The following is a 24,980-nucleotide window of genomic DNA, read 5'->3' as shown; positions in this document are numbered from 1 at the left end:
AGATACCACTTGACTTAAAGTTAACTTTAAGTAGTAACATACGGGGTGTAACGTGGTGATTAGGAAATACGTAACTATTCTGACAATTTGGGAGTGATAAAATTGAAAAAGAAACAACTGGGTAACAGCGACCTTCAAGTATCTGCTCTGGGTCTGGGCTGCATGGGAATGTCCGAGTATTATGGTGAGTTGGATGATCAGGAGTCGATCAAAACGCTTCATCGTGCGTTGGAGCTGGGGGTCAACTTCTGGGATACAGCAGATGTCTACGGTGTGGGGAAAAATGAAAAACTGATCAGTCAAATCTTGCGGGGCCACCGGGATGAGGTAGTGTTGGCTACCAAATTCTCCATTATGCGCGGAGAGGATGGGGGATTCCTGGGTGTTAGTGGCCGTCCTGAATATGTAAAACAGGCATGTGATCGCAGCCTGCAAAGATTGGGTGTAGATGTGATTGATTTGTACTACCAGCACCGGGTCGATCCGAATGTGCCTATTGAAGAAACAGTAGGGGCGATGAGTGATCTGGTTCAAGCGGGAAAAGTTCGCTATCTGGGGCTATCCGAGGCGTCTCCTGCACTGATCAGACGTGCTCACAAGGTACACCCGATTACAGCGTTGCAGACAGAATACTCCTTATGGAGCCGGGAAGCAGAAGATGAAGTGATACCGACATGTAAGGAACTGGGCATCGAATTTGTGGCCTACAGTCCACTGGGACGCGGCTTTTTGAGCGGGCAAATTCAGAAGTTTGATGATTTCGCAGAAGATGATTTCCGTCGCACGGTGCCGCGTTTTCAGCCTGAGAATTTCCAGAAGAATCTGGATCTCGTGCAGCATGTTAAGGATCTTGCGGCTCGAAAAGGAGTCAAGCCTTCTCAGCTTGCTTTGGCCTGGCTGCTTGCGCAAGAGGGAATTGTACCGATTCCCGGTACTAAACGGGTCACGTATTTAGAGGAAAATGCAGGAGCAGTGAATGTGGGCTTGTCCGCAGAGGAAATGGAGACTATTAACGCCATCATTCCCAAAGGAATGGCCGCGGGCCTTCGTTACCCGGCAGAGCGGATGCCAAATTGGCAAGCGGAATAATGAAGAAAATGAGATAAACCAAAAGCCGTCTTTAACGCGAATCGGCGTGACGGACGGCTTTGGGGGCTTTATATATACGCAAGAACGTGCTTCGTATAATGCCGAAGGCATCCTTTTACAAAACAGGAGCTTGTAATGCAGTGTTGATATTTTGCAGATCCATCGACAGCTGCTCGTTTACGTTCCATGGGTGATACCAGCCGCGTTCGATCATGTACGTTGAAATTTGCTCATGCATATCAATAGCTTCATCCAGTTGTTTTGTAAGCATAGCCTTAATTTCTGGAGTTCCTGCTTCCGTTACAGCCATAGCGTAATTTCTCACACCACTTTTGGCGGTGTTTAAGAAATCGGCAGCAATCACTTGGTCGGTTAAAATATTTAGTCCGGTCAAATGCTCCAAGAGTATGTTCATTGTTTTACCTCCCGTGATGTAGAGGCTTGATTTAAAACGTTACCCAGCTCTTGCAATTGGCGTGTTGTTAGGTCAACATCCTTTTGCAATATGGCTTTGAGGACCGGATCTGAGATCAAGGCTTGCATGGTTTTAGATTTGGTAAGACAGACTGTTTTGAATGCCGACAATTCATGGACTTCAAGTGTTTCGTGCAGGCCATACACCATATAATATTTACCTCCAGTCCAATTGATAGTTAAGGTTTAAGTACAACTTTGATGCAATTGTCTTGTCTGGTATCGAAAATTTCATATCCGCGCTTGGCATCGCTTAGCGGAATGACGTGTGTGACAACGTCACCAGGGTCAACCTTACCCGTATCTATCAGCTCATACATGTAAGGCATATAGTGAATAACGGGAGCCTGTCCAGTTCGCAAATTAACATTTCGCTGAAAAATGTCACCCATCGGAAAACCGTTATATCGACCGCCGTATACCCCGGTAACTTGAATGGTGCCGCCTTTGCGGACAACCTGTGTAGCTATGATCAGTCCTCCTAAAGCCCCACCGTGAAGCTTAAGACCGGAAGCCAAGGATTCCAGCGGAGACATTTTGCCGCTCATGCCGGAGCAGTCAATAACTACGTCCGCGCCTCCTTTGGTCATCTCCTTCAGATAGTTGCCGACGTTTTCTTGCGTTTCCACATTCACGATCTCCACATGATTGGTGCGCTTTGCGTGTTGCAGACGATAATCTAGATAGTCTGCCGCAATGACTCGTTTTGCCCCTTTGAACCAGGCGAACTTTTGCGCTAATAGACCTACTGGACCACAGCCAATAACAATGACAGTATCCCCAGCCTTCACTCCGGCATTATCGACGCTCCAAAATGCAGTAGTCATGGCATCAGCAATCAGGCAAAGCTTCTCATCAGAATGTTCGCAGCTCTCCGGAATTTTGAAATGAGTGAAGTTGGCAAAAGGCACACGTAAATATTCAGCTTGTCCACCTGGATATCCACCGGTTGTTCCGGAATAGCCAAAAAAACCGCCCATCTCTCCATTTTCATTCGAATGATCACATTGGCTTTCCAATTGGTTTTTACAGTAAAAGCATTCACCACACGCGATGTTGAACGGAATGATCACGCGGTCGCCCTTTTTCAATTTGGTTACGCTGCTGCCGACTTCTTCTACAACCCCCATCGGCTCATGCCCAATTACATAATTCTCTTGTAGATTCGGAATCATCCCATGAATGAGATGCAGATCTGAACCGCAAATAGCAGTTGTTGTCAGTCTGACAATCGCATCGTCGGCTTTTTCAATACGTGGGTCAGGAACGTCTTTAACGACAACGTTTTTGATACCTTGGTAGGTCACTGCCTTCATGCCTGATTCCCTCCAATATGTTCGTCCGGCGTGCGATCAAACATACCTTTGCGGGTGGTATCGTCTGGGAACAGTTTCATATTGCTAATGTCCACCGTCTTATTGGCTGACAGTTGATCCAATTGATATTGCTTTTGCAGATCATAGGGATGAAACCATTTTTTTCGTACCATAAGATCGGTAATTTCCTGATGAAGCGCAATGCCTTGATGCAGTTGATGGCGCAATAGGGTTCTGGCATCGGTAGAGACAGTTTCTGTCAAAGCTATTGCTGTGTTCCGAACCCCTTCCTTGACGCGAACCAGAAAATCCATTGCAAGGGTCGTGTCTGCCATTTCCGGCATATTTAATGAGTTTTTTGGGTCCACATAATCCATTTTAGCGGACTGGGTCTGGTTAGGTGTCACATCATTCACCTCAATTTAAAATTGGTGTTGGGCGGAAGTCAGGAACAGGCGCTTGAAACGGTGCTTTAGCATAGATTGCTTGCAAATCGGCGATAGCCTGGATAGATTGCTGAACATCTTTTTCCATTAAATCCTTTAGCTCTTGATCGAATACTAAGCCCTGCATTAATTTGGACTTGGCTAAACATAACGTTTTGAAGTTAAGCACTTCGTGGATCTCTAGGGACTCATGCGCCGCTAATGTAGACTGTTGGCTTATCATAGGCTCACCTTTCTTTTATGATTCTTGAAGGTATGTTGTCCAGCATAACTAGGTTTATTCCGAAAGGATCGTGCTATTCGGCTCCAACCTTGCCAAGTGCTTTTTTAGCGGGTCCTTCAATTACTTCGCCTTGATATGAAAAGCGTGAGCCATGACATGGGCAATCCCATGTTCTTTCGGCCTCGTTCCAGTCAACTTCACAGCCCATATGGGTGCACGTAGTGTCCACCAGGTGCAATGCTCCTTGTGGGTCTCGATATGCGCCCGCCCTTTTGCCGTTTACCCGGACGACTGCCCCTTCGTCTTGCTGGAGTTCTTCGGCTTTTTTATAGCTGATTTCCAGCTTACCGGCAATCAAGTGCTTCGCCACATTCGCATTTTGTGTTACAAATGTTTTAATGTCAGGGTCTGCATGAAATCTTGAAGGGGAGAAAAGATCCTGATACGGGCTTTCCTTTCTGGTTATCAGATTCGTATTTAATAAAGCTGCCGCGACACTTGTCGTCATCCCCCATTTTCTATAACCCGTAGCAACGAGGATGTTGGAAACATCGGATAATTCCTGCCCGATATAAGGGAGCTTGTCTAACGAGTACAGGTCCTGTGCCGACCAGCGATAGACGATTTCCTTTAATCCAAATGTTTGCTCTGCGAACTTTTCTAAAGCTTCATAGTATTGAAATGTGCAGATTCCTTGACCCGTTTTGTGGCCTTCGCCACCGACGATGACCATCGGTTCACCGTTTATTAGTACAGAGCGAAGCGAACGTTTGGGGGTTTCCGCACTTAGGTACATACCACCCGGATAGGTTTTGTCCGTCTTGACCGCTAGTACATAAGACCGCTCGGCATGCAATCGCGCAAAATAAAGACTGTTTGGATCATTGAACGGAAAATGAGAGGAGGATACGACATAGTTGCAGGTAATCTTGTGCCCGTCGCTTGTATTAATAATAGAAGGGGTTCCTTTATCCACACCCACAACGGTGGTCTGTTCATAAATCTTCCCGCCTTGCCGGATGACTTGATTGGCTAGATACCTTAAGAAAGGAATCGGATTAAACTGAGCTTGGTTTTCCATCATAATAGCTGCTTTAGTTGAAAAGGGCAGAGGCGTTTGTTCGACATAACTTCCCGGTATGCCAAGTTCCTTGTAAGCTTTATATTCGTCGTTGATTTTTTCCACATGCGTATCCGCACATGTATAAACGTAGGCATCTTCTTCTGTAAATTGACAATCGATATGATACTCTTCTACCGTTTGTCTGATGAATTCAAGAGCCTCGCGGTTAGCTTCATAATAGAGTCGGGTTTTCTCTTTACCAAAATGTGAGAGGAACTCGCTATAGATCAAATCATGTTGTGCGGTAATTTTGGCAGTGGTATGGCCCGTTGTTCCATGAAGTATCCGCCCTGCGTCAACGACTGCGACGCTTAGTCCTTTTTTAGAAAGTAAATAAGCAGTGGTAATACCGGTGATCCCCGCACCTACAATAGCAACATCCACCTGAATATCTTCATTAAGCTTGGGGAAATTGGGGACGTCAGTTGAAGCTAACCAATACGATTCTGGAAATTGCGGGAAGGTCGTACGACACTCGTCTTGTTTCATTTTCACAAGCACCCCTTTGATTACAATTATTGTATACATTGTTATCATTGTATGATTTTATATACCCAAAAAAGGGATACTTTCAGCCAGCTTTCATCTTGTTTTCAGCTTGACCGGGTACAATCAAGGCAATTTTCCCGGGGAGGATGCATAACAATGAAAACAAAGATGAAAAAGACGGTTTGGATTCCGGCAATCATCGCAGTTACGGTAGCGGCTCTACTCGTAATCTACTATTACTACATGTCCTCGGTTTCCGGCGGCAAGCCTGGCATGCGACCTCCGGGAGGCGGCAATGTACCAGGGCACATGGGCGGACGTCCCGGCGGAAAAGGTGGTGGGGGTAACGGGGAAATATTTAATACCTTGGGCACGATCTCCGTTTTTCTTGGGGCGGCCTCTTTCTGTTGGTTCTGGTTTAAGAAGAAACTGAGATCGCCGTCAATGTTGGTTCGAAAGGCCGGAAAGTTGTTTCACTCCTGGCATAAACTGCTGGGTTGGGCGACTTTGATTCTTATTGCCGTTCATGGCGTCTATTTCCTGATTACCAAACTTCAAGATCACAAAACCTACTCCGGACTGGCGGCTTTTGCCATTATACTGGCTATCTCCGGATACGGCTTCTATATTAATAAAGTACGTAACAAGTGGATGCGAACCGTCCATCGTATATTTGGACTGCTGTGGGTTCCCGTGCTGCTGCTACATGTAGGCGGAACAGTAATTATGTCGGTCATCGCCACTCTTGCCGTGGGGGTACTAGTCTGGACACTGGACAGAATGGCGGAGAAAACGATGAAGCCTGTCGCAGGGGACACTCTATAATTTTATGGGATAGTGTTACCTTCATCCGGGGGAGAACAAGATGCTGGCGGAGGCGGTTGATATATTGGTTGCGGTTACATTCTTTCCATTGTACTAGAAACTCCTACGTTCTTAATAGGACGTAGGAGTTTGTTTTATTTAATGAGTATGAAATAAAACAAGCTAGTTACCTAATTCGAGTGCGAATTGTCCTAGTATATGAAAAGTAGCAGAACAGAAGTTTATGCTCTTCCGTTAACCAGAATAACGTTAGCTTGAGTTCCTGATTGACGCAGCTTAATTAAGGGCGCGTAGTCATCGGAATAATAGAACTGCTTGGCAGCCTCGTAAGTCGGAAATTCGTGAACTACGACTATTGACGGCTTCCATGTGCCTTCCAGTGTCTCGGGCTGTGGATCTAGCGTAAGGTTGCGGAATCCCGGAACTTCCTGCAGCAGCGCATCTGCTAGCTCTGCGTATTGTTTGAAAACAGCTTCTTCCTCTACTTTTATATCTACGATAACATATGCGCTCATATCCATTCTCCTCTGTATGTCGGACGGTGATCATACGTCCTAGGACTTCGCCGGCGAGCATCTTTAGCTTAATCCGACACGCGGAGATTGTAAATTAGGCACTTTTTTTATCCTCAGTTTCATTTATTACACTGGTTCGTTATTTCAGGTTTGAAAAGTCGGAGAGATGATGTTCGGCCTGAAACCGTTCTCCCCAAGCCTTCATTTGGGTGAGTATTGATTCAAGCGAAGCTCCGAGCGGAGTTAGGGAGTATTCCACTTTAGGCGGAACAAGGTGATGAACTTCACGGTGAATGAGATTGTCTGCTTCTAACTCTCGTAGTTGGAGGGTCAGCATTTTTTGAGTGGCCGTGGGAAGTGCCCGCCGCAGTTCTTGAAACCGCTTAGTTCCACCCAGCAATTCGTACAGAATGATTCCTTTCCACTTTCCGCCGATAATGCTCAAGGTTACTTCCACCGGACAGCCTTTAGTCGGCGTGCAATTAACTTCATTGTTCAGCCGTTTTCTCAACGATATCATCCCCTTTCACTTTGTTATTATACCAATATTATACTTGGCAGTTTAGTTCAGATACAACGATCCAAGGCAGCACTTGACTTCAAGTTAACTTTAATAAGCAGCATCTAGTAGCAAGCCGAGTAATTCCAGCCTTATATCCCCAAAGCCGTCCTTAACGCGGATCGGCGCGAAAGGCGGCTTTGGAGATATACATATGCAACTAAGGACGTGGTTTGAAAATGCCGAATGGCCGTCCTACAGGCAGGAATGTACGGCCAAAATGTGCATTCAGAACAGCAGCTCCTGTACCGTACAGCGAGAGTAGACCAATGCCCATTTCAGCATAAGCAGCGATGGTGTGGAACACCTCTGGGGCGATGCCGAATGCATCGAAGCTAAGGCCGAGGAACAGAAAATCAATCAACACAAAAATAAAAAATAGAACCTTGTGCGTCTCCATGGCTCCAATGGTCATGAAGAGCGTAAAGATGAGATAGCCGGCAAAGGCAACGCCGAGCTGCCTACCATCCACCGCTGATGCCAGCTCTGAGCCGAATACGCCCATTTTAATCATCCAGCTACTAGCTACGGCTAACCAGAAGAAGGCGTAAGCGCCAAATGCCGTCATGCCAAAGGTGTTGTTATGCTTTGCATCCTGAATGCAGGCAAACAGCTGTGCAAAGGCACCCAGGAAGATAGCCCAAGGAATAATAAAGCTCAAGCCCTCGGTGAGACCAAGCTTTTGGGATGAAGCTACAAGCGTTACAATGGCCAAGCCAAACAGGCCGATCGCGCTCGGATCGGCCGTTATGATTTTTACGTTAGAATGAGATTCATTTTGCATGAAAAAATAGAAGCCTCCAATAATATTTAAGTACGTGTCAATCTGCCGATGCCAGAATCACACTGACATATTGTAACGGAAACCAACCTACTCCGCATAGTAGGGAAATCATAAAATTCCTCCCGATCTGTTAGTAATGGGGCAAGAATTTATGGAATGGTGTTACCTTCATCTTTGTGGTAATATTTACACCTATATAGAATGAGGAAGTGACATAGTGATTAATATAACGATTCCAACTCCGGATATCACAATTACCAAACAGGTTAACCCTGAGCTCAGCCATATTTATGGATTTACAGATTTCCACCTGATTCCTAGAGATAAGGCTGGTATCTTTATGTTCTACAATGCACAGGAGGAATTACTGTTCGTTGGTAAAGCAAGAAAGTTAAGACCCAGAATCAAAAAGCATTTTGAAGATAACGTATCGCCGATCAAGGCTAATCGGAACGAAGTGGCGATTATTGAGGTCTGTATTGTGGAAGATGCGGTAGATCGTGAAATTTATGAAACCTACATCATCAATTCGCAAAAGGCTAAATATAACGTTGAAAAAGTGTTTTATAAGTAACAAAGCAACAAGCAGCTACTTTATAAAAAAAGAGCAATAAGCCGCAGTCGTGCACTGCCCTTATTGCTCTTTTAAATTCGTGCATTTAGATCCTCTCAAGGACGGGGCGATATAGTATGAACAAAACCGACCGGTTGCTGGCTATCTTGCTAGAGTTACAACGTAAGGATATTATACGGGCCGAGGATTTAGCGGCGATTTTCGAAACGAGTGTGAGAACGATCTATCGGGATATTCAGGCTCTCAGCGAATCGGGCGTACCGATTGTAGGAGCACCGGGTATTGGATATTCTTTGATGGAGGGATACTTCCTGCCTCCTGTAAGCTTTACTGTAGAAGAGGCTGTAGCGCTGCTAATCGGAACAGATTTTGTCGAACAAAAATTTGATACAGACTATGGCATGAAGGCGCAAACTTCACGCAGAAAAATCGAAGCTATTTTACCAGAGAGCGTTCGCAGGGAAGTTGCCCAGGTGCGAACGACCATCAGACTGCTGGCGGTGGGTAAAGGAACAAACCATACAGAGAAAACGTATTTGGAAACGCTGCGCATCGCTGTATTGGACAAACGGAAGGTTCGGTTTGGTTACTCCAAAAAAATGCCAGAGGCTGACGGGAATCGCCAAAGCGTACGTGTGGTCGCTCCTTATGGTCTGGTACTGCTTCATGGTTCGTGGGTTTTGATTGGACTATGCGAATTGCGGCAACAGCTGCGCCATTTCCGTTTGTCGCGTATGAACGATCTGATCATGCTGGAGGACAGTTATCAGTTGCCTATTGATTTTAATTTGCAGGATTATAAGCAAGCTGATGACCGCCACATAAATGTTCACATACAAATCCGTTCGGATATTGTAGATAAAGTGAAGGAAGCGAACCATTTTTACATGGAGTCCATGGAGGAGCGTGAGGATGGAATCCATGTATTTTTCCGTGTTAGACACCCAGAGGAATTACTATCATGGATACTTGGTTGGGGTGCAGATGTGGTAGTGCTGGAGCCTGAATCGCTTCGCGAGCGCGTCCGGACAGAAGTGGAAAAAATGTTGAAATGCTACTGACATAATGCTGTCAGTAGCATTTTTGTATAGTAAAGCTACTTTGATAGAGAGGGGCATTTACTATATGAATACAAGCGAAACATTACAGCGTTTTGAAGAAACGGTACAGCACTATCTTCTTGAATTGGACAGCTTTAGCCTGGAGCAATTGCAGTACACACCGCAGGAGGGACAATGGTCGCTTGGACAAATGTATCTTCATTTGGTGAACTCTGCTCTTTATATGCATCTTAGGAACATAGATCTTTGTCTACAGTCTAATGGGGAAAAAGGGACTAAAACGGAGGCGGGCACAGCCGCATTTAACTTGGGAAGCTATCCACCCATACGTATCCAAGTCCCACCATCTCCGCAGTATACTCCCCCCCAACCGACGAGCAAAGAAGAGATTGCAGAAGGATTGAATGTGGTGATCCGTAAAATGAGAGAGATTGAGCCGACTGTTGAGAAATCAACAGGATCGTCTACCGTCTCTCATCCTGGATTTGGCGCGTTGAATGCGGGAGAGTGGTTTAGACTCATCGAGATGCATTATCGTCATCATCTTTTGCAGATGGAGCGCTTGAAGCACGCAATAGCCGGTTAATTGTCTCCCGGCGTAGCCCGATGAACTGTCCGATTTCCTCCTGCGTCAGTACGTCTGTTAACGTAGCGGGTGCGATGTAGGAGTGGAACCAGCGTTGAAGCTTCCGAAGCTTCTCGGCAGGCGATACCTCTGTGAGCTGGTCAATTCGTTGCTGCATCATGCGCAGCTTATCCTGTAGCTGTAAAGCGATGGCTCGACATTGAGCCGGGTCTTGCTCCAGCTTCAGGTACCATTCTTTTTGCGACAGAACCTCAATCTCTGAGGTGACCAGCGCCATCGCGGTACCATAATAGGGATTGGGACTGATGAGGGAGTGGTGCGGGATGATTTCATCGGGCACAATTACATTAACTAAAATTTGCGAGCCGTCTTCATGGACTCGGATAATTTTTAACAGGCCGCTTTTTAAGTGATATAAAGGGCCAGTTTCCCCTTGTCGAAATAAGGTCTCGCCTTTGTGTAATATCATGAACGTGTATAGCCTCCATTTCATGTATTCCAGCTTTTAGATGAACCCGCCATTGACGCGGATGGTCTGTCCGGTAACCCACTGCGATTTAGCGCTGACCAGAAACTCAATCACATCAGCGATATCTTCCGGTTCACCGAGACGACCCATAGCATTCATTTTCTTCATGCCTTCGATCTGCTGCTCTGTTTTTCCTGCTTGAAAAAGCTCTGTGTTGACAGGGCCGGGAGCCACGGCATTGATCGTAATTTGCCTGCTTCCGAACTCCTTGGCTAGCTGACGGGTAAATTGCTCCACCGCGCCTTTCGTACCCGCGTATACGCTATAAGCCGGAAACATTTGTCCGATCACGGATGTGGAGAGGTTTACGATTCTCCCGTAATTCTCCATGTATTTCATCGCTTGCTGACAGGCAAAGAAGGTACCTTTTACATTCAGCGCGAATTGTTGGTCAAAATCAGCTTCGGTCACCTCAGCCAGAGGTTTGGTAATCATCAGCCCGGCATTGTTAACCAGAATATCCACTTTGCCGAATTCAGCAATCGTATTGGTAAATAAGGCTTCAATATCGCTCATCTTGCCCAGATCAGCGTGGAGAGCTATGGCTTTTCCGCCTTTTTGAATAATGCCTGCTACAACTTCTTTAGCTCTATCCGGACTGTTGGCATAATTGACAACTACAGCAGCACCTAGATCAGCCAGCTGCTCAGCAATGGCACGTCCAATTCCCCTGGATGAGCCAGTGATAATCGCTATTTTCCCATCCAAATGCTTCATATGTGCTCAACCTTCTTTCCGAATATTTTTAAGATATCCCTTTTTCTAAAAGCATCCACACATCTGAAAACTCCTGATCAATTGTCGGACTCTTCCATTCGTAAGCATGTGCGGGATGATGGAAACGGGTTGTGGCATAGAAAAGCGTACGCGCCAGTTGGGTCGGCTGATCCGCTGTGATGCCCCCGCGCACAATAATGTCAGCGAGCTGATCCACAATGTGGGCGATATGCTGGTCGATTAAATCCGCGGCTTGCTCGGTGACCCGAGTATACATCCCGAACATTTCCTCGTCATCGCGGGCATAATACTGCTTAAGCTCGATCAAGGTCTGTATATATCGTTTTAAGTGCGGTATTCCTAGCATAGATGAATCCTGACATATCTCCGTTAATGGATCAATAATCTTTTCATTTAGCCATTTTTCGGTCACGCCTTCAAGAAGCTCGGCTTTACTTTTAAAGTGTCGGTAAATAGTGCCGTGACTTACTCCTAATACTTTGGCAACATCCGTCACGGAGCTTTTGGCTACACCAAAACGCCTAAGTGTGTCTTCTGTAGCAATGAGAATCTGTTCCTTGGTCAGTATATCTGAGGATTTTTCCATAGAGACACGGTTAACTTACCGTGTGAGTCACCTCCTTGAAGTCAGGATAACACAATGAGTATCAAATGACAAATATTTGTTTTTGTCATTTGATACTCATTTTTTAAAAGAATCCAAAGAAGTGACCAGAAAAACTACAATAGCGATTCGATGACAGGATCAATAGCACAGGGCGCTGTTGTTACTTCAAATCTGCCTTTTACATAGCCATCGCGGTTAATCAGGAATTTGGAAAAATTCCACTTGATACCGTCGCCGACGTATATTTCTGGATATTTATCCCGTAGGAATTCCTCCATCCATTGACCGTCTTTGGTCTGGGTATCGAAGCCCTGAAACGGTGCCTGTTGGGTCAGATATTGAAATAAAGGATGAGCAGATAAGCCTCTTACATCCGTCTTCTCAAATAGCGGGAAGGTTAATCCATGGTTATTTTGGCAGAATGCCTGAACCTCCGAATTGCTACCCGGCTCTTTTTCATTGAATTGGTTACAAGGAAACGCAAGGATTTCAAAACCTTGTTCCCTCCGTCTTTCATAGAGCTTTTGCAGATCAGCGAATTGACTGGAGAAGCTACACATGCTGGCAGTGTTTACAATAAGGAGAACCTTACCTCTATAGTTTGAGAATTCAATCGGTTTCCCGTTGATTAAGGTTGCTTGAAAATCATAAACAGACACGTTAACATTCCTCCTCACGTTATTTTATACACATCGTATATCCAGAATTGCTATTGGTCTAATATATTATTGGAATCAACTTTATAGGCATTTACAATAACCCCGTCATGTAAAGATACATTGTCCATCTATCTTTTGAAATCAAAGGAGGCTCGACATAGGAAATAGGAGATTCGCTTCTTACATAGCAAACTGTGGCATTCGCCGTTACCAAGATAGAATATAGATGCATATTCATGTAGTGTGTGCAAAAACCCAACAGAATCGAGGGATATTCGTGCCCATTGGAAAGATGATTCAATACAAGGAAATGCAACAACATCCCATTTTACGCTCGCACTTGCCCGAAACCCGCTGGATTACGAATGCAAGGACTTTACGGATGCTGGATACCTATCGCACAGTCTTCATCAAGCCTAATTATGGGAGTGGGGGAACCGGCATCATACGCGCGAAAAAGGTAGGGAGGAGATATGAAGTTCGTTGCGGCTCCAGTCGCAGAGTCGTTAGATCCCACGCCGTAAGAAGAGCAATTAGAAGCTACCGAAGACCTCATCGTCGTTATTTGGTACAGCAAGGACTCAAGTTAGCCAAGTACAAAGGTTCGATTTTTGATGCCAGAGTGTATATGCAAAAGCCAGACTCGGAATGGGTTATCTCAGGGGTAACCGGTCGTGTTGCTGCACCCCGAAAAGTGGTTACCAATTATCGGAAGGGGGGACATGCGGCGCCGTTATCCAAAGTGCTTTTAAGGGTTTTTAAAAATGACAGAGCAAAAATGAAAGAGATTTTGGACCAGATCATCGAGCTTTCTAGAATTATTGCCGACACGATTGACAAAAATCATCCGGTTCGCGAGCTGGGCATCGATCTTGCTGTTGAGAAGAGCGGCCAAATCTGGATTATCGAGGCCAATCCGCATCCCGGACATATGTTATTCAGGCAGCTCCCTAATCATAAGATGATTCGCAACATTTTGAGAAACAAACGTCGTATTCATCATCATTAGGATAAAGTGTTTTAAATCATTTATGAATAAGATAAGGAGGAGAACGCCCAAGCAGAGGTGCGGGAGCGTTCTCCTCCTTTTGTTGTATGACTGATCGATCTTAGCCAAAGCTTTTATGTTAAAATGTGCCCGCCATCCACATGGAGGACTGTCCCGGTCACAAACTGATTTTCAATCAAATAAAGTACGCCTCGTGCCACATCCTCCGCAAGTCCAACTCGTTTCACAGGAAGCCTATTCGCCACCGTACCATAGAATTGATTACGCGTGTTTTCAGACATTTTACTGCGGGAAGGTGTATCAATAATGCCAGGGGAGACGACATTCACGCGAATAGGAGCAAGCTCTAACGCCAAAGTCTGACCAAGATTCGAAACTGCTGCATTCACAGCCCCAAGTGCTGAGGACCCGACCATCGGTTTGTATGCCACCACTCCTGAAAATAAGGTAATGGAACCCTGGGTTGAGAGTTGGGAAGACCCATATTTAGCTGCATAATACTGGCCCCAGAACTTATTTTCGAATAGTTTGCGGGCATCTGTTGTTTCCGATTGAAGGAATGATCCACCTGATGTTTCTGCCGCGCTCACTACAAGATGGTCATAGGAGCCCACTTTTTCGAAGAAAGACTTTACCTGCTGCTCATCTGTCGTGTCCAGCACATATATTGTTGCACGAGGGCCCAGCATCTCTTTGGCCTTGTGCAATTTATCTTCAGAGCGGCTGGCAATAATCACTTCTCCTCCTAACGAAATGATTTGCTTAGCTGTTTCTAAACCAATACCTGAACTTCCACCTATAATCACAATCTTTTGGTTTTGCAAATGAATCCCTCCTATAGTTTTAGCTGGATTTGTTACTCATGGAATACGTCTTTCAAATGAACTGCGAGATCAGTAATAAACTGATATATATTCGGGTTTTTAATGACGTCGTAGCATGCAAAGCTTTTTAAGGGCTCCATACCGAGAAATGCATGTGCAGAATGCAAATGACGGAGTGCTGCCTCTAGGCCATTGCCCTTAAAAAATTGAGTTGGATCATTAAAGGCTTTTTCTGGAGCATTCCAGGTCGTCGAGAACATATATTTCTTATTGGTTAATAAACCTCCGCCCCCATATGTGCGAGAACCCGTGAAGAATACACCGTAGGCATAGACCTCATCCATATAGGTTTTTAATAATCCAGGAACACTGAACCAATAGATAGGTGTTTGGTAAATGACTACATCCGCCCAGATAAATTTTTCCTGTTCCTCGCTGATGGTATAACCATTCTGAACAGACGTTGTCTTAATTTTGTTCTCTTCGCTTAAGAGACGCACCATATGGTCCATCAATGTTTGGTTCAGATTTCCTTCAGAAGAGTCATACTTTTGGTGACCATTAATGATTAATATATTTTTCAACTCTTCACCTCCTCGTAGTAGAGAAAACATTATTGGCTACGACGATATTGTATATGTAGTAAGTTCATTTATGGAAGTAGTGATATTTAATTCATATAGTTTCCTAAAGGGAACTATTGTGATACCATTGGGTTTAGCAGATTTTTTTGTGGAGGGAGTTCCTATGCATGTCCCAGAACCTATTGAATTGACGAAAGGAATACCAGGCCAGCCGTGCCCTATTGCCCAAACGCTTGATTTAATCGGAACCAAATGGACTTTTTTAATTATTCGTGACCTTCTGATCGAAGGAACACTGAGATTCAGCCAGCTTCAGAAATCCATGAAAGGAATTAGTCCCAAGACGCTTTCTCTGCGCCTAAGGGAACTCGAAGACAACGGTCTATTAGAAAGAAAGGTTTATCCGGAGGTTCCCCCGCGGGTTGAATATTCGTTAACGGAAAAAGGGAAGCGCCTGGAAGGTATTTTTATTGAGCTGAAGAGATTTGGCTTAGATTTAAAAGTAGATCATTGAGGATTTAACTGAAACATGCAAGGTATCGTTGAGATGAACGATGCCTTTTTTGTGTTCTAAAAAAGAGTGTCTATCGAATTGTTCACAAAATGTTCACTTATGTGAGAGTTTCGACTATTTATATAATTAGCAAAGCAAAAGAAGGGATGATGGAATTGCCAACAACGAAGAAGGAAAATTTTTATTTTGGTTTAATGATGTGCTTGGGGATGGTCGTATTCATGACATTGTATAATCTATATACAAATGGCTTGATTGGCACCATGTCTCTAAAGGCAATGCTTCTTCAATTTATTTTATGTTTTATTACTGCTTTCGTATTGGAATTATGTATTGTCGGTCCAGTAGCAAAGAAAATAGCCTTCTCATTACCGTACGACAAATCCAAAAAGCTATTTGTAATTCTATCCCTTTCATGTTGTATGGTCATTGGCATGGTTTTCTGTATGTCACTTTATGGTTTGGGGACGGCTTACTTTTTTAATAGTCTTTCAGAAGACTCATTATTTAAAAATTACTTATCTTTAGTTGTTAAGAATTTTGCGTTTGCTTTTCCTCTACAGCTCTGCATTGTAGGGCCGCTTGTTCGCTACTTATTTGTTAGATTCGTGAAAGGTACAAGTATGGGGATACCATTAGGCAAAAACGTAGTTAACGACGGTATTCGATAGCTCAACAGCCGCCTTCTGTCTGAGAAGGCGGCTTGTTTTTTATCCAGAAGCTCAGTACCTTATAGCGTTTGCCCGCTGTCTACTGTAATCATCTGGCCTGTCATGGCTTCCTGTTCCAAAGCAGAGCAGACCATGCTGGCAATATCCTCAGGTGTGGAAATGCGCTGTAGCAGCAGATGAGGAGCCAATTGTTTCATTTGTTCTTCCCTACCTGCCCACCATCTTGTCGCCACCGCGCCTGGTACGATGCAATTGACTCGAATATCAGGGGCCAGGGATCGTGCTAACGATTTGGTCAGCCCGTGGACGGCTGCTTTGGATACTGCATAGGGGAGTGAGGAACCTAGCCCTGTTTGTCCAGCTATACTTCCCAGATTGACGATAGCTCCTTGTTGACTATGCTTCATACTAGGAGCTACGGCTCTAGCACAGTAAAACATGCCTTTCACATTGACATCCAAGAGATCATTCCACACCTCTTCCGTAACGGCTTCTAGATCTTCCATCAGAATATGATGTGTAATGCTGGCGTTATTCACCAATACATCAACCGTGCCGTATTGCTGAACAATCTGCTCGACCATATCCCGTACTTCCCGATCTTGGGAAACATCTGCCTGTAATGCAATTGCACTTCCTCCCTGTTCAAGTATCATACGTACGGTTTCCTCTGCATCGTCTTTAGAACGGGAATAGTTTACGACTACCGTAGCATTTCGATCTGCTAATTCTATACATATCGCTCTCCCAATTCCTGTACCACCGCCTGTAACTAGGGCTACTTTTTGATGTAAATCCATGTATATCCGCTCCTTAGCCAACTCGTTAGTGTTGTGTGAGAAAAGTAATATAATCTGTTATGGATCATTGTAGAGGATGTATTATATTTTGTATAATTGAATTAACTGAACTTTTAATTCAATAAACTTGAATTAAACAAGCGACTTGGGAGTAGGAGAATGGATATTAAAGCACTCAAAACATTTCAGATGATTGTGAATTACGGGAGTTTTATGCGTGCGGCGGAAGCGTTGAATTATGCGCAATCCACTGTGACGATGCAAATACAGAAGCTGGAATCCGATCTAGGAGTTCAACTAATTGAGCGGGGCAAGAAAATAAAGTTAACTGAAGCTGGCAGGATGTTTTATGAGCAAAGTTTGCCCATTGTAAAAGACATGGAGCAACTGCAGGAAAATATGGAGAATCTGCAAAGGGGAACCGCAGGTGACATTCGTATAGGAGTGACTGAACCGACCGCCAGTTACCGACTGCCCGAAATTTTAAAACGATTCTTAAACCATTACCCTCACATTCGGGTTTCTGTTGAGTTTGGTAATACACCTACATTAAGCGAGCGTATTCTCCAAGGGGATGTGGACATCGCATTATGCTCTGCCCCGGATTTGGGTACAGAGCTATATTTTGAACCTTTATTTAAGGAGAATTTTGTAGTTTTGATGCCTGAACATCACCCTCTTGCAGAAAAGGAGTGCATTGGACCCGCAGATTTACAGGGGCATCGCCTACTTATTACGTCGTCCATCTGTCCTTATCGGCGCAAACTTGAAATGGTCATGAAAGAACATGGAATAACTACGTTAGACACGATGGAAATTGGCAGCATGACGGCTCTAAAATCTTATGTGGAATGTGAATTAGGGATTGCCCTTGTGCCCCAAATTCTAGTCCGTCCTGTCCCGGCAGGAACAGCAGTGAGGCAATTAAGCGGCAGCTTGATCGATATGACCTTTGGTCTTCTTTGTAAAGCAAACGAGACACCGCTGAAGCTGGCAAGCTCAAGGCTATATTCTGTGTTAAAGCAGGAGCTTGGGCAATTGTCGTGAGCATAGATATCAAACCGACTGCAATAGGCAGCCGGTTCGTTTGGTTATTTTTTCGTAATCGGAATCCATACTTCACTTCGGTATTCCTCAGCATGAGTATCTCCCATGGTATATACTTCTAGCTCAGGCCCGCCTGAGTGCTCATAGTTGCTGGCAGGGAACCATTCCTGGTAAATTCTTTGCCATACCTTCTGGATCGAGTGAGGCATAGGGCCGATGGATGTAAACACGGCCCAGGTTGCAGCCGGGATGGTTCTGGCTTCTAATCCGTTCGAGGCTGCTACGTCTTCACTGCCCTCTGCGGCGATAAGGTAGCTAAACGTTTCCTCACCGTGCTTCATGTCCAGACATATACCGAGGATATCATCGCCTGTCCCCAAGGCATGAATGCGATCCGATGTGCCATCTGCGTTAAGTTGATCCCAGAATTTTGGGATTTCCCGAAGGTTTTCACCGTTCTTAGTAGTAACTTGAATGGACTTCCCAATGACCGTAAAGGCCGCCTTCTCTACAATTTTATAATCCATTTCCTGATCTCCCTTCAGTGATAGATGGAAGGTGATGCGCGGAAAGGCCTTCAGGTTCACCCCCGGGTTTCTGGCCTCAGAGGGAGAAATACCGTGTACCTTTCGGAACGCTTTAGAAAAAGATTCGGGGGAATCATATCCGTACTTGAACGCAACATCCAGTACTTTGGTGGTAGAAAGACTCAATTCCTGAGCAGCCAGGGTCAATCGACGTTTGCGCACATATTCTGCTACCGTAACGCCAGTCAGCATATAAAACATCCGTTGAAAATGAAAGGGCGACGAGTAGGCCGCCTTTGCAATTTCATCAATATCGAGGGGCTGCTGCATTCTTTCTTCCATTAGATCGAGTGCGTTCTTGATCCGAAGCAACCATTCCAACCACATCACCTTCCTTGGTTGTAATCATATCATTCACGGTGTCCGTCATCCTGTCTTTGCGTGCTTTTGTCGAACAGGATATCATCAGCCTGCCCCTTGTGTTCATAATTAAAATTTGGGACAATACAAGAAGTGTTTGAATAGCGCAGAGCGCTCAAACATGCTATGATGCAATGATAGTTGAGACGAGTCGTGATGGCTAGGGTTTATATATAGAAATACGAATTTTAACGTTTGAAAAGAGGATCGAACATGAAAAAGGAATCCATTTATGGATTAACGCTAGACCAATTGACAGCATGGCTCATGGAGCATGGACATAAAAAATCTCGGGCATTGCAGGTATGGGACGCATTGTACCGGAAACGGATTACTGATTTTGCGGCGATGACAGAGGTTCATGAGAATTGTACTCGCCTGTTGGCAGAGAACTTCTCTATTGAAACCCTGGAAGAACACGTGAAACAACAATCAGCAGACGGGACAGTCAAGTTTTTGTTCCGTTTGCAGGATGGTAATTTGATTGAGACGGTATTAATGCGGCATAAGTTTGGATTATCCGTATGTGTGACGACGCAGGTGGGATGCAACATTGGATGTAGCTTCTGTGCAAGTGGGCTGTTGAAGAAGAGCCGTGACCTTTCCAGTGGTGAAATCGTAGGACAAATTATGAAGGTGCAGCTGTATCTGGACCAGGAACGTCCGGGCGACCGGGTCAGTCACGTTGTGGTAATGGGAATTGGCGAACCGTTTGATAACTTTGTGAACCTGTCCGATTTTATTCGGGTCATTAAGGATCATAAAGGGCTGGCGATTGGGCCGCGGCATATTACCGTGTCCACAAGTGGCCTTGCCGATAAAATCATTGAATTTGCTGATTCCGATCTGCACGTCAATCTTGCGATCTCCCTCCACGCTCCGAATAATGAGATTCGTACCCGCATTATGAAGATCAACCGGGCGATCCCGATTGAGAAGCTCATGCAGGCAATTGATTATTACTTGGACAAAACCAATCGTCGGATTACGCTGGAGTACATCTTGCTGAAGGATGTTAATGACGGTAAGGAGCATGCGCTCGAACTGGCTGAGCTGGTGGGCCATCGTCGCAATCTGGCGAACGTGAACCTGATTCCATACAATCCGGTGGATGAGCATAGTCAATACCAGCGGAGTGAGTCGGAATCGATTACTGGCTTCTATGATGTTCTGAAAAAACAAGGTATTAGCTGTAGTGTTCGGCTGGAGCACGGAGTCGACATTGATGCGGCCTGCGGACAGCTGCGCAGCAAGCAAATTCGCAAGGATGCCAATAGCAGCCGCAATGCGGAGCGCGAAGCTATTAGTTAAAATATACGAGCGTACTCTCTAACAGGAGTACGCTTTTTGTATACATGAGCCATCGAACAAAACGTCAACTATAAATGTGAAAATAGTCACGTAATAGTTGCTGCTTTTACGTTATAGTGAGTGGTTAGTGGAGGGGTTATATGGCTAACGTAATTTCAAATGTGGGGCTCGTTCCGGGCATTTATGTGATGAAGATAGAGGGGAAATTTAAGGGGAAGATGGGTCAGTTCTACATGCTGCGCAGCGGGAATGGTTACCCACTGCTGCCCAGACCCATCAGCATTTATGATATTGGGGAAGAGAGCATTTCCTTTTTGTACCGGGTTGTTGGAGAGGGGACCCATCTATTTTCCCAATTACAGCCTGGTCAGGAGATTCAATTGGAAGGACCCTTTGGAAACGGGTTTCCGCAGGTTGAGGGCAGTTTGGCTTTAATCGGCGGTGGCATGGGTACAGCACCATTGTTATTGGCTGCAAAATATTACCCGCATGCAGACGTTTATCTGGGGTTTGCACAGCAGGCCTTCGGGGTTGAAGCGTTCGAGGCTGCGGCAGCATCTGTAGAGGTCAAGGTAGGGGGGAGCATCGTCGAGCAGGTCGATCCGGCTTGCTATGCGAATATGTTTTCCTGCGGGCCAACTCCGATGTTGCAAGCACTCGCGCTGAAAACGGCGGGTACAGCGTCCCGCTTATATATTTCAACAGAAAGACATATGGCCTGTGGCATTGGCGCATGTTTGGGCTGCACCGTGCGTACCCGTGGAGGCAATCGGAGGGTATGTAAGGAAGGGCCTGTATTCCCGGTGGAGGAGGTGGAGTTCGATGATCTCCATGGCGTGTAATATAGCAGGTGTACCGTTCAAAAACCCGATTATCATGGCATCCGGTACGTTTGGGTTCGGGCGTGAGTATGCGGAATTCTATTCTCCTGAACTACTCGGCGGCATCGTCGGCAAGGGGCTAACCCTTCATCCGAAGGCGGGGAATACGGGGCAACGAATACATGAGACAGCATCAGGCATGCTGAATAGTGTAGGATTGGAAAATCCGGGTGTGGCGGCTTTTTTGAAGGATGAACTGGATGACATGACTCGCTGGAATACGGCTGTTATTGCCAATGTGGGCGGCTCCAATCTGGAGGAATACGTACAGGCCGTAGCTATGATTACGGAAAACGCGCAAAAACGCCGTACAATGAACCGCAGAGGCGTTGACATGCTGGAATTGAACATTTCATGCCCCAATGTGAAGCAGGGCGGAATGCAATTTGGTATCCAGACAGAGGTAGCGCGGGAGGTGGTGCGTCAGGTGCGCAATGTGACGGCGCTTCCGCTAGTTGTCAAGCTGTCTCCAAATGCAGAGAACATCACGCAGATGGCGGTTATGTGCGAGGAAGAAGGCGCCGACGGCGTTTCGCTGATCAATACATTTTCTGCAATGAAAATAGATATACGCCGGCGCCGCAGTGTGTTCGCCAACACGTATGCAGGCCTTTCCGGACCGGCAATCAAGCCGATTGCCTTGCGCATGGTTCACCAGGTGGCGCAGGCGGTATCCATTCCCGTGATCGGGATGGGCGGGATCAGCTCTGTGGAGGACATTATTGAATTCACGATGGCAGGGGCCGCCGCCATTCAGGTGGGAACGTATAATTTTGTCCATTTACATGCAGGAGCTGAGTTGGTATATGGGCTAGAACAATGGATGCAGCAGGAAAAGGTGCAGTCCCTGGATGAGATACGAGGAATTTTGTGAATTTAGCACTCATTTGTGTATAAGTTTGAGCATACAAAACCGGCTTGTCTTCTAAGGCAAGCCGGTTTTGTATTTTATTTTACCGAACCAGCCAGACTTGATTAATGGTTAATATCGCATTTGTTCAAGATGAACGAAATTTGATTTTCCAGCCGATGAATGGCTTCCTTGGATGCCTGGTCATTGGCACCTTGTGCCTGAAGCGTAGCGAGCTCCTGCTTGAGTTGATGAAGGTCTTCTCCTGCATGAGCGCAGTCGTAATTGCTCTCGAGATTGTCAATCATCCGTTATCCTCCCTTTCGTCAGGTATACGTCCTTATTATGGAGAATTGACCTTTCCTTATTCAGCATATTGTTTTATTTCAGGTAAAGGCTGCATTATCCACTAATGGGGCGTGTAAAGCTTGTAAAATAAGAAGGGATTTTGTCAAACGATGTCGAATAAAAAGGGATTATAGGGGCAAGATAGGCTCTTCTTCCCATTGGAGAGCTTGATAAAGAAGCTGGGTGATAGGGTTGCGGTTAAAAGGTAAGTTGAAACCGAGAAGACAATTCAAAGTTTCGCTACAATTCATGATTATTATTTTGGTTGTTTTAGTTATTATTATTTCCTTGATTATATCCTTGCTTCTCATTCGTAATTTCGTGATTAACAAGCACTTTGATAATACGAAGGAAAAACTTTCGGGTATTGCCAAGGTGGTAGCCAGTGACAACGATGTTATTCGTAATGTTGAGCAGGGAGTCCCTGTGAAGCAGATCCAAGACTATTCTCTTGGAGTAATGCATAACGTTAATGTGGATTTTGTAGTCATTCTGAACCACGATTTAATTCGGCTTTCCCATCCGAATGAAACCATGATTGGCAAGCCATTCTCTGATTTGGACGATGCCAGAAAAGCACTATCCGGTCAGGGACATTTTTCTGAAAATATCGGTGTTTTAGGCCAAGGCTACCGTTATTTTACGCCGATATTTAATCAACAGAAAGAGGTCATTGGCATTGTATGTGTAGGACTGACCATGAGAACGCTAAATCATGATTTGATGCAGGCGCAGTATACCATTTTTGGAGGACTGATGCTGGGACTCTTTAGTGGAGTTCTGGGCGCGATCATTCTGGCACAAAAAATCAAAACGATCTTATTTGGGCTGGAACCACAAGAGATAGCAACACGATTACGTGAAAAAGTAATTATTGAAAACGAGGTCGCTGAAGGAATTATAGCCATTTCGGCTGACAAGAAAATTATGCTTATGAACAAGGAAGCTCAGGCCAAGTACCAACTGGCGAATCAAGACAAAAAAGCCCCGATTGGCGAGCAGATCGATGCCAACTTTTATAACGCGCTCTTCAAGAAAGTGTTTGATAGTAAGAAGAAGATCAAGGACCGCTCGTTTTATGTGAATGGTATAGAAGTCATCGCGACAGTAACCCCTATACATGTAGAAAATGAGTTTTTTGGGGCAGTTGCTACACTGCGCGACCAATCCGAGATGATTCATCTTAGCAATCAGTTGAGTGGCACAAAATATTATATTAACTCTCTTCGCGGACAGACGCATGAGTTTATGAACAAAATGCACGTGATCTCCGGACTGATTGAGATGAGGAAATATGAAGAAGTCAGTCAGTATATTCAGCAGCTAAATCACCGGTATCAAAATGAAGTAGGCTTTCTAACAGAGAGGATTAAGGTTCCGGCTTTAGCAGGTTTTATTATGGGGAAAATCAACGAAGCACGCGAGCAGAATATTTCGGTGTTACTGGAAGAAAGCTCGAATGTCTCCAATCTGGAGATGCAGGACATTGTTCATGATGTCATACACATATTGGGCAATTTTTTTGACAACGCAATAGACTCCATTTTACAAAAAAGGCAACCCGGCAAAATTGAATTGAAATTGAATTATGAGTGTGAGGGAAATGTGTTCATTTTGAAAGTGAAGGATAATGGTATGGGAATTGACTCTGAAATGCAACAAAGAATATTCGAGCATGGCTTCTCAACCAAAGGAGAGGACAGGGGGTACGGTTTGAATCTGGTTAAAACCATGGTGGACAATCACCAGGGCATCATTGAGATTGACAGCCAACCTGGTCTGGGAACAAGTATCTATGTAGAGTTGCCCTGTACATTGGAGGTGACGAGTGAATGAAGGTACTCATTGTTGAGGATGATCCTATGGTTGCTGAGCTCAATCAACAGTTTATTGAGCGTATGGACAACTTGGATGTGGTATGTAAAGCAGATACTGTCCAGAAGGCACAGGATTGTCTTCAGAAGTTCACACCTGATCTGGTATTGCTGGACGTTTATTTACCCGGAAAAAGTGGATTAACCTTGTTATCCCATATGCAGGAGCAGCAGTACCATGCTTCGGTTATTTTAATTACGGCTGCAAAAGATATCCAAACGGTAAAGGAAGCTGTTTTCTATGGAGTGGCAGACTATCTAATTAAGCCTTTTACATTCGAACGCTTTAAGCTGGCTGTTGAGAAAATCCAGTGTTTGGCCACGGTGATGGAGGAAGGGAACGGAATTAATCAAGCTGTCATTGATCAATATTTTAATAAAGAAGAGCCTATGGGTGTAGAAAAGAAAAAACCTGCTGAACAACTTTCCCCAAATCTATCGAAAAATCTGTCTAAAAACTTGTCCAAATTGACAATGACTACCATACTGAAGAGTATCCAAGAGCTGGACGGACCTTTTTCGGTTGAAACATTAGCCAGAGAAGTGGACTTGTCCCGTATTACAGTCAAAAAATATATTCAGTTCCTGGTAGACGATGGCTTCCTGATTGAATCGATAGAATACCACAAGGTTGGAAGGCCGCTAATGCTCTATCAGATCAATTCGGATATAAAAGAACCGCCATTTCCAGTATGATCTGGAGATAGCGGTTCTTTACTGTCC

Annotated in this window: 32 protein-coding genes; 14 read left to right on the top strand and 18 right to left on the bottom strand. The window is 45.0% G+C overall.

Going from position 1 to position 24,980, the window contains the following annotated elements; genetic code table 11:
- Nucleotides 1-102 precede the first annotated feature (102 nt).
- Nucleotides 103-1,089 carry an aldo/keto reductase gene (locus tag OIU26_RS12850; protein WP_264217040.1) on the top strand — a complete coding sequence of 329 codons (987 nt, stop codon included), beginning with the start codon at nucleotides 103-105 and terminating at the stop codon, nucleotides 1,087-1,089.
- 115 nt (nucleotides 1,090-1,204) lie between these two features.
- Here the strand turns inward: OIU26_RS12850 and OIU26_RS12845 are convergent, their stop codons facing one another.
- The 6 genes from OIU26_RS12845 to OIU26_RS12820 all read right to left on the bottom strand — a co-directional run bounded on the left by OIU26_RS12845 (nucleotide 1,205) and on the right by OIU26_RS12820 (nucleotide 5,160).
- On the bottom strand, nucleotides 1,205-1,504 hold the full coding sequence (locus OIU26_RS12845) for a spore coat protein (protein ID WP_013373790.1): 300 nt from the start codon (nucleotides 1,502-1,504) through the stop codon (nucleotides 1,205-1,207).
- Complete coding sequence (locus tag OIU26_RS12840; protein ID WP_264217039.1) at nucleotides 1,501-1,713, bottom strand: hypothetical protein; 213 nt, start codon at nucleotides 1,711-1,713, stop codon at nucleotides 1,501-1,503. Before OIU26_RS12840 ends, OIU26_RS12845 begins: the two co-directional genes overlap by 4 nt.
- A 29-nt stretch (nucleotides 1,714-1,742) precedes the next feature.
- Nucleotides 1,743-2,879, bottom strand: coding sequence for a zinc-dependent alcohol dehydrogenase (locus OIU26_RS12835; protein WP_264217038.1), 1,137 nt, complete (start codon nucleotides 2,877-2,879; stop codon nucleotides 1,743-1,745).
- A complete protein-coding gene (locus tag OIU26_RS12830) occupies nucleotides 2,876-3,256 on the bottom strand; it encodes a spore coat protein (RefSeq protein WP_264217131.1) in 381 nt (126 codons plus the stop codon). Before OIU26_RS12830 ends, OIU26_RS12835 begins: the two co-directional genes overlap by 4 nt.
- Before the next feature lie 40 nt (nucleotides 3,257-3,296).
- A complete protein-coding gene (locus OIU26_RS12825; RefSeq protein ID WP_264217037.1) occupies nucleotides 3,297-3,548 on the bottom strand; it encodes a spore gernimation protein GerQ in 252 nt (83 codons plus the stop codon).
- 73 nt (nucleotides 3,549-3,621) lie between these two features.
- Nucleotides 3,622-5,160: an FAD-dependent oxidoreductase gene (locus OIU26_RS12820; protein WP_264217036.1), complete on the bottom strand. Its 1,539-nt coding sequence runs from the start codon at nucleotides 5,158-5,160 to the stop codon at nucleotides 3,622-3,624.
- Between the two features lie 156 nt (nucleotides 5,161-5,316).
- Here OIU26_RS12820 and OIU26_RS12815 point away from each other — a divergent pair, with 156 nt between their 5' ends.
- Nucleotides 5,317-5,985 carry a hypothetical protein gene (locus OIU26_RS12815; RefSeq protein ID WP_264217035.1) on the top strand — a complete coding sequence of 223 codons (669 nt, stop codon included), beginning with the start codon at nucleotides 5,317-5,319 and terminating at the stop codon, nucleotides 5,983-5,985.
- A gap of 221 nt (nucleotides 5,986-6,206) precedes the next feature.
- Here OIU26_RS12815 and OIU26_RS12810 read toward each other — a convergent pair whose 3' ends face one another.
- The 3 genes from OIU26_RS12810 to OIU26_RS12800 all read right to left on the bottom strand — a co-directional run bounded on the left by OIU26_RS12810 (nucleotide 6,207) and on the right by OIU26_RS12800 (nucleotide 7,843).
- Entirely contained in the window at nucleotides 6,207-6,500 is a 294-nt protein-coding gene (locus tag OIU26_RS12810) for a DUF1330 domain-containing protein (RefSeq protein ID WP_013373783.1), read from the bottom strand.
- A gap of 139 nt (nucleotides 6,501-6,639) precedes the next feature.
- On the bottom strand, nucleotides 6,640-7,011 hold the full coding sequence (locus OIU26_RS12805; protein WP_436449143.1) for a winged helix-turn-helix transcriptional regulator: 372 nt from the start codon (nucleotides 7,009-7,011) through the stop codon (nucleotides 6,640-6,642).
- Nucleotides 7,012-7,219: 208 nt separating this feature from the next.
- Nucleotides 7,220-7,843 (bottom strand): acetate uptake transporter, encoded by a 624-nt coding sequence (locus OIU26_RS12800; protein WP_013373781.1) that lies wholly within the window; start codon nucleotides 7,841-7,843, stop codon nucleotides 7,220-7,222.
- 217 nt (nucleotides 7,844-8,060) lie between these two features.
- Here OIU26_RS12800 and OIU26_RS12795 point away from each other — a divergent pair, with 217 nt between their 5' ends.
- The 3 genes from OIU26_RS12795 (at nucleotide 8,061) to OIU26_RS12785 (ending at nucleotide 10,064) form a co-directional block, all read left to right on the top strand.
- Nucleotides 8,061-8,417: a nucleotide excision repair endonuclease gene (locus OIU26_RS12795; RefSeq protein WP_090737638.1), complete on the top strand. Its 357-nt coding sequence runs from the start codon at nucleotides 8,061-8,063 to the stop codon at nucleotides 8,415-8,417.
- A 116-nt stretch (nucleotides 8,418-8,533) separates the two neighbouring features.
- Nucleotides 8,534-9,478 carry a helix-turn-helix transcriptional regulator gene (locus tag OIU26_RS12790; protein WP_264217034.1) on the top strand — a complete coding sequence of 315 codons (945 nt, stop codon included), beginning with the start codon at nucleotides 8,534-8,536 and terminating at the stop codon, nucleotides 9,476-9,478.
- Between the two features lie 64 nt (nucleotides 9,479-9,542).
- A complete protein-coding gene (locus OIU26_RS12785; protein ID WP_165082118.1) occupies nucleotides 9,543-10,064 on the top strand; it encodes a DinB family protein in 522 nt (173 codons plus the stop codon).
- On the opposite strand, the gene OIU26_RS12780 is transcribed toward OIU26_RS12785, so the two are convergent.
- From OIU26_RS12780 to OIU26_RS12765, 4 genes are all read right to left on the bottom strand, one after another.
- A complete protein-coding gene (locus OIU26_RS12780; RefSeq protein ID WP_064962810.1) occupies nucleotides 9,997-10,533 on the bottom strand; it encodes a Crp/Fnr family transcriptional regulator in 537 nt (178 codons plus the stop codon). The two genes, OIU26_RS12785 and OIU26_RS12780, sit on opposite strands and share 68 nt — an antisense overlap.
- A 36-nt stretch (nucleotides 10,534-10,569) precedes the next feature.
- Nucleotides 10,570-11,310, bottom strand: coding sequence for an SDR family oxidoreductase (locus tag OIU26_RS12775; protein ID WP_013373776.1), 741 nt, complete (start codon nucleotides 11,308-11,310; stop codon nucleotides 10,570-10,572).
- A 28-nt stretch (nucleotides 11,311-11,338) separates the two neighbouring features.
- On the bottom strand, nucleotides 11,339-11,917 hold the full coding sequence (locus tag OIU26_RS12770) for a TetR family transcriptional regulator (RefSeq protein ID WP_264217033.1): 579 nt from the start codon (nucleotides 11,915-11,917) through the stop codon (nucleotides 11,339-11,341).
- 134 nt (nucleotides 11,918-12,051) lie between these two features.
- Nucleotides 12,052-12,597 carry a glutathione peroxidase gene (locus OIU26_RS12765; protein WP_264217032.1) on the bottom strand — a complete coding sequence of 182 codons (546 nt, stop codon included), beginning with the start codon at nucleotides 12,595-12,597 and terminating at the stop codon, nucleotides 12,052-12,054.
- A 226-nt stretch (nucleotides 12,598-12,823) separates the two neighbouring features.
- On the opposite strand from OIU26_RS12765, the gene OIU26_RS12760 reads away from it, so the two are divergent.
- Complete coding sequence (locus tag OIU26_RS12760) at nucleotides 12,824-13,606, top strand: YheC/YheD family protein (protein WP_043886073.1); 783 nt, start codon at nucleotides 12,824-12,826, stop codon at nucleotides 13,604-13,606.
- A gap of 113 nt (nucleotides 13,607-13,719) precedes the next feature.
- On the opposite strand, the gene OIU26_RS12755 is transcribed toward OIU26_RS12760, so the two are convergent.
- Together OIU26_RS12755 and OIU26_RS12750 are read right to left on the bottom strand one after the other, a co-directional pair.
- Nucleotides 13,720-14,430 carry an SDR family oxidoreductase gene (locus OIU26_RS12755; RefSeq protein ID WP_064962806.1) on the bottom strand — a complete coding sequence of 237 codons (711 nt, stop codon included), beginning with the start codon at nucleotides 14,428-14,430 and terminating at the stop codon, nucleotides 13,720-13,722.
- Nucleotides 14,431-14,462: 32 nt separating this feature from the next.
- Nucleotides 14,463-15,014, bottom strand: a complete 552-nt coding sequence (locus tag OIU26_RS12750) for an NAD(P)H-dependent oxidoreductase (protein ID WP_165082112.1) — start codon at nucleotides 15,012-15,014, stop codon at nucleotides 14,463-14,465.
- Nucleotides 15,015-15,177: 163 nt separating this feature from the next.
- On the opposite strand from OIU26_RS12750, the gene OIU26_RS12745 reads away from it, so the two are divergent.
- Nucleotides 15,178-15,528, top strand: a complete 351-nt coding sequence (locus tag OIU26_RS12745) for a winged helix-turn-helix transcriptional regulator (protein ID WP_107733890.1) — start codon at nucleotides 15,178-15,180, stop codon at nucleotides 15,526-15,528.
- A gap of 155 nt (nucleotides 15,529-15,683) precedes the next feature.
- A complete protein-coding gene (locus OIU26_RS12740) occupies nucleotides 15,684-16,199 on the top strand; it encodes a hypothetical protein (protein WP_264217129.1) in 516 nt (171 codons plus the stop codon).
- 59 nt (nucleotides 16,200-16,258) lie between these two features.
- Here OIU26_RS12740 and OIU26_RS12735 read toward each other — a convergent pair whose 3' ends face one another.
- Entirely contained in the window at nucleotides 16,259-16,999 is a 741-nt protein-coding gene (locus tag OIU26_RS12735) for an SDR family NAD(P)-dependent oxidoreductase (protein ID WP_264217031.1), read from the bottom strand.
- A 159-nt stretch (nucleotides 17,000-17,158) separates the two neighbouring features.
- Here OIU26_RS12735 and OIU26_RS12730 point away from each other — a divergent pair, with 159 nt between their 5' ends.
- A complete protein-coding gene (locus OIU26_RS12730; RefSeq protein WP_264217030.1) occupies nucleotides 17,159-18,046 on the top strand; it encodes a LysR family transcriptional regulator in 888 nt (295 codons plus the stop codon).
- Between the two features lie 44 nt (nucleotides 18,047-18,090).
- On the opposite strand, the gene OIU26_RS12725 is transcribed toward OIU26_RS12730, so the two are convergent.
- Nucleotides 18,091-18,960, bottom strand: coding sequence for an AraC family transcriptional regulator (locus OIU26_RS12725; protein WP_013373769.1), 870 nt, complete (start codon nucleotides 18,958-18,960; stop codon nucleotides 18,091-18,093).
- Nucleotides 18,961-19,206: 246 nt separating this feature from the next.
- Here OIU26_RS12725 and rlmN point away from each other — a divergent pair, with 246 nt between their 5' ends.
- The 3 genes from rlmN (at nucleotide 19,207) to OIU26_RS12710 (ending at nucleotide 22,059) form a co-directional block, all read left to right on the top strand.
- Nucleotides 19,207-20,304: a 23S rRNA (adenine(2503)-C(2))-methyltransferase RlmN gene (gene rlmN, locus OIU26_RS12720; RefSeq protein WP_058830965.1), complete on the top strand. Its 1,098-nt coding sequence runs from the start codon at nucleotides 19,207-19,209 to the stop codon at nucleotides 20,302-20,304.
- A gap of 140 nt (nucleotides 20,305-20,444) precedes the next feature.
- Nucleotides 20,445-21,146, top strand: coding sequence for a dihydroorotate dehydrogenase electron transfer subunit (locus OIU26_RS12715; protein ID WP_264217029.1), 702 nt, complete (start codon nucleotides 20,445-20,447; stop codon nucleotides 21,144-21,146).
- Nucleotides 21,127-22,059, top strand: coding sequence for a dihydroorotate dehydrogenase (locus OIU26_RS12710; protein WP_013373764.1), 933 nt, complete (start codon nucleotides 21,127-21,129; stop codon nucleotides 22,057-22,059). Before OIU26_RS12715 ends, OIU26_RS12710 begins: the two co-directional genes overlap by 20 nt.
- Nucleotides 22,060-22,160: 101 nt before the next feature.
- On the opposite strand, the gene OIU26_RS12705 is transcribed toward OIU26_RS12710, so the two are convergent.
- Complete coding sequence (locus OIU26_RS12705) at nucleotides 22,161-22,343, bottom strand: hypothetical protein (protein ID WP_013373763.1); 183 nt, start codon at nucleotides 22,341-22,343, stop codon at nucleotides 22,161-22,163.
- Nucleotides 22,344-22,632: 289 nt separating this feature from the next.
- On the opposite strand from OIU26_RS12705, the gene OIU26_RS12700 reads away from it, so the two are divergent.
- Together OIU26_RS12700 and OIU26_RS12695 are read left to right on the top strand one after the other, a co-directional pair.
- Nucleotides 22,633-24,219, top strand: coding sequence for an ATP-binding protein (locus OIU26_RS12700; RefSeq protein WP_264217028.1), 1,587 nt, complete (start codon nucleotides 22,633-22,635; stop codon nucleotides 24,217-24,219).
- Complete coding sequence (locus OIU26_RS12695) at nucleotides 24,216-24,953, top strand: response regulator (RefSeq protein ID WP_264217027.1); 738 nt, start codon at nucleotides 24,216-24,218, stop codon at nucleotides 24,951-24,953. Before OIU26_RS12700 ends, OIU26_RS12695 begins: the two co-directional genes overlap by 4 nt.
- Nucleotides 24,954-24,980: the final 27 nt, after the last annotated feature.

This window comes from Paenibacillus sp. BT-177, from assembly GCF_025846815.2.
Taxonomy (GTDB): domain Bacteria; phylum Bacillota; class Bacilli; order Paenibacillales; family Paenibacillaceae; genus Paenibacillus; species Paenibacillus polymyxa_C.
The sequence above is the reverse complement of the archived record's forward strand: the minus strand, read 5'-3'. Positions and strand labels throughout refer to the sequence as shown.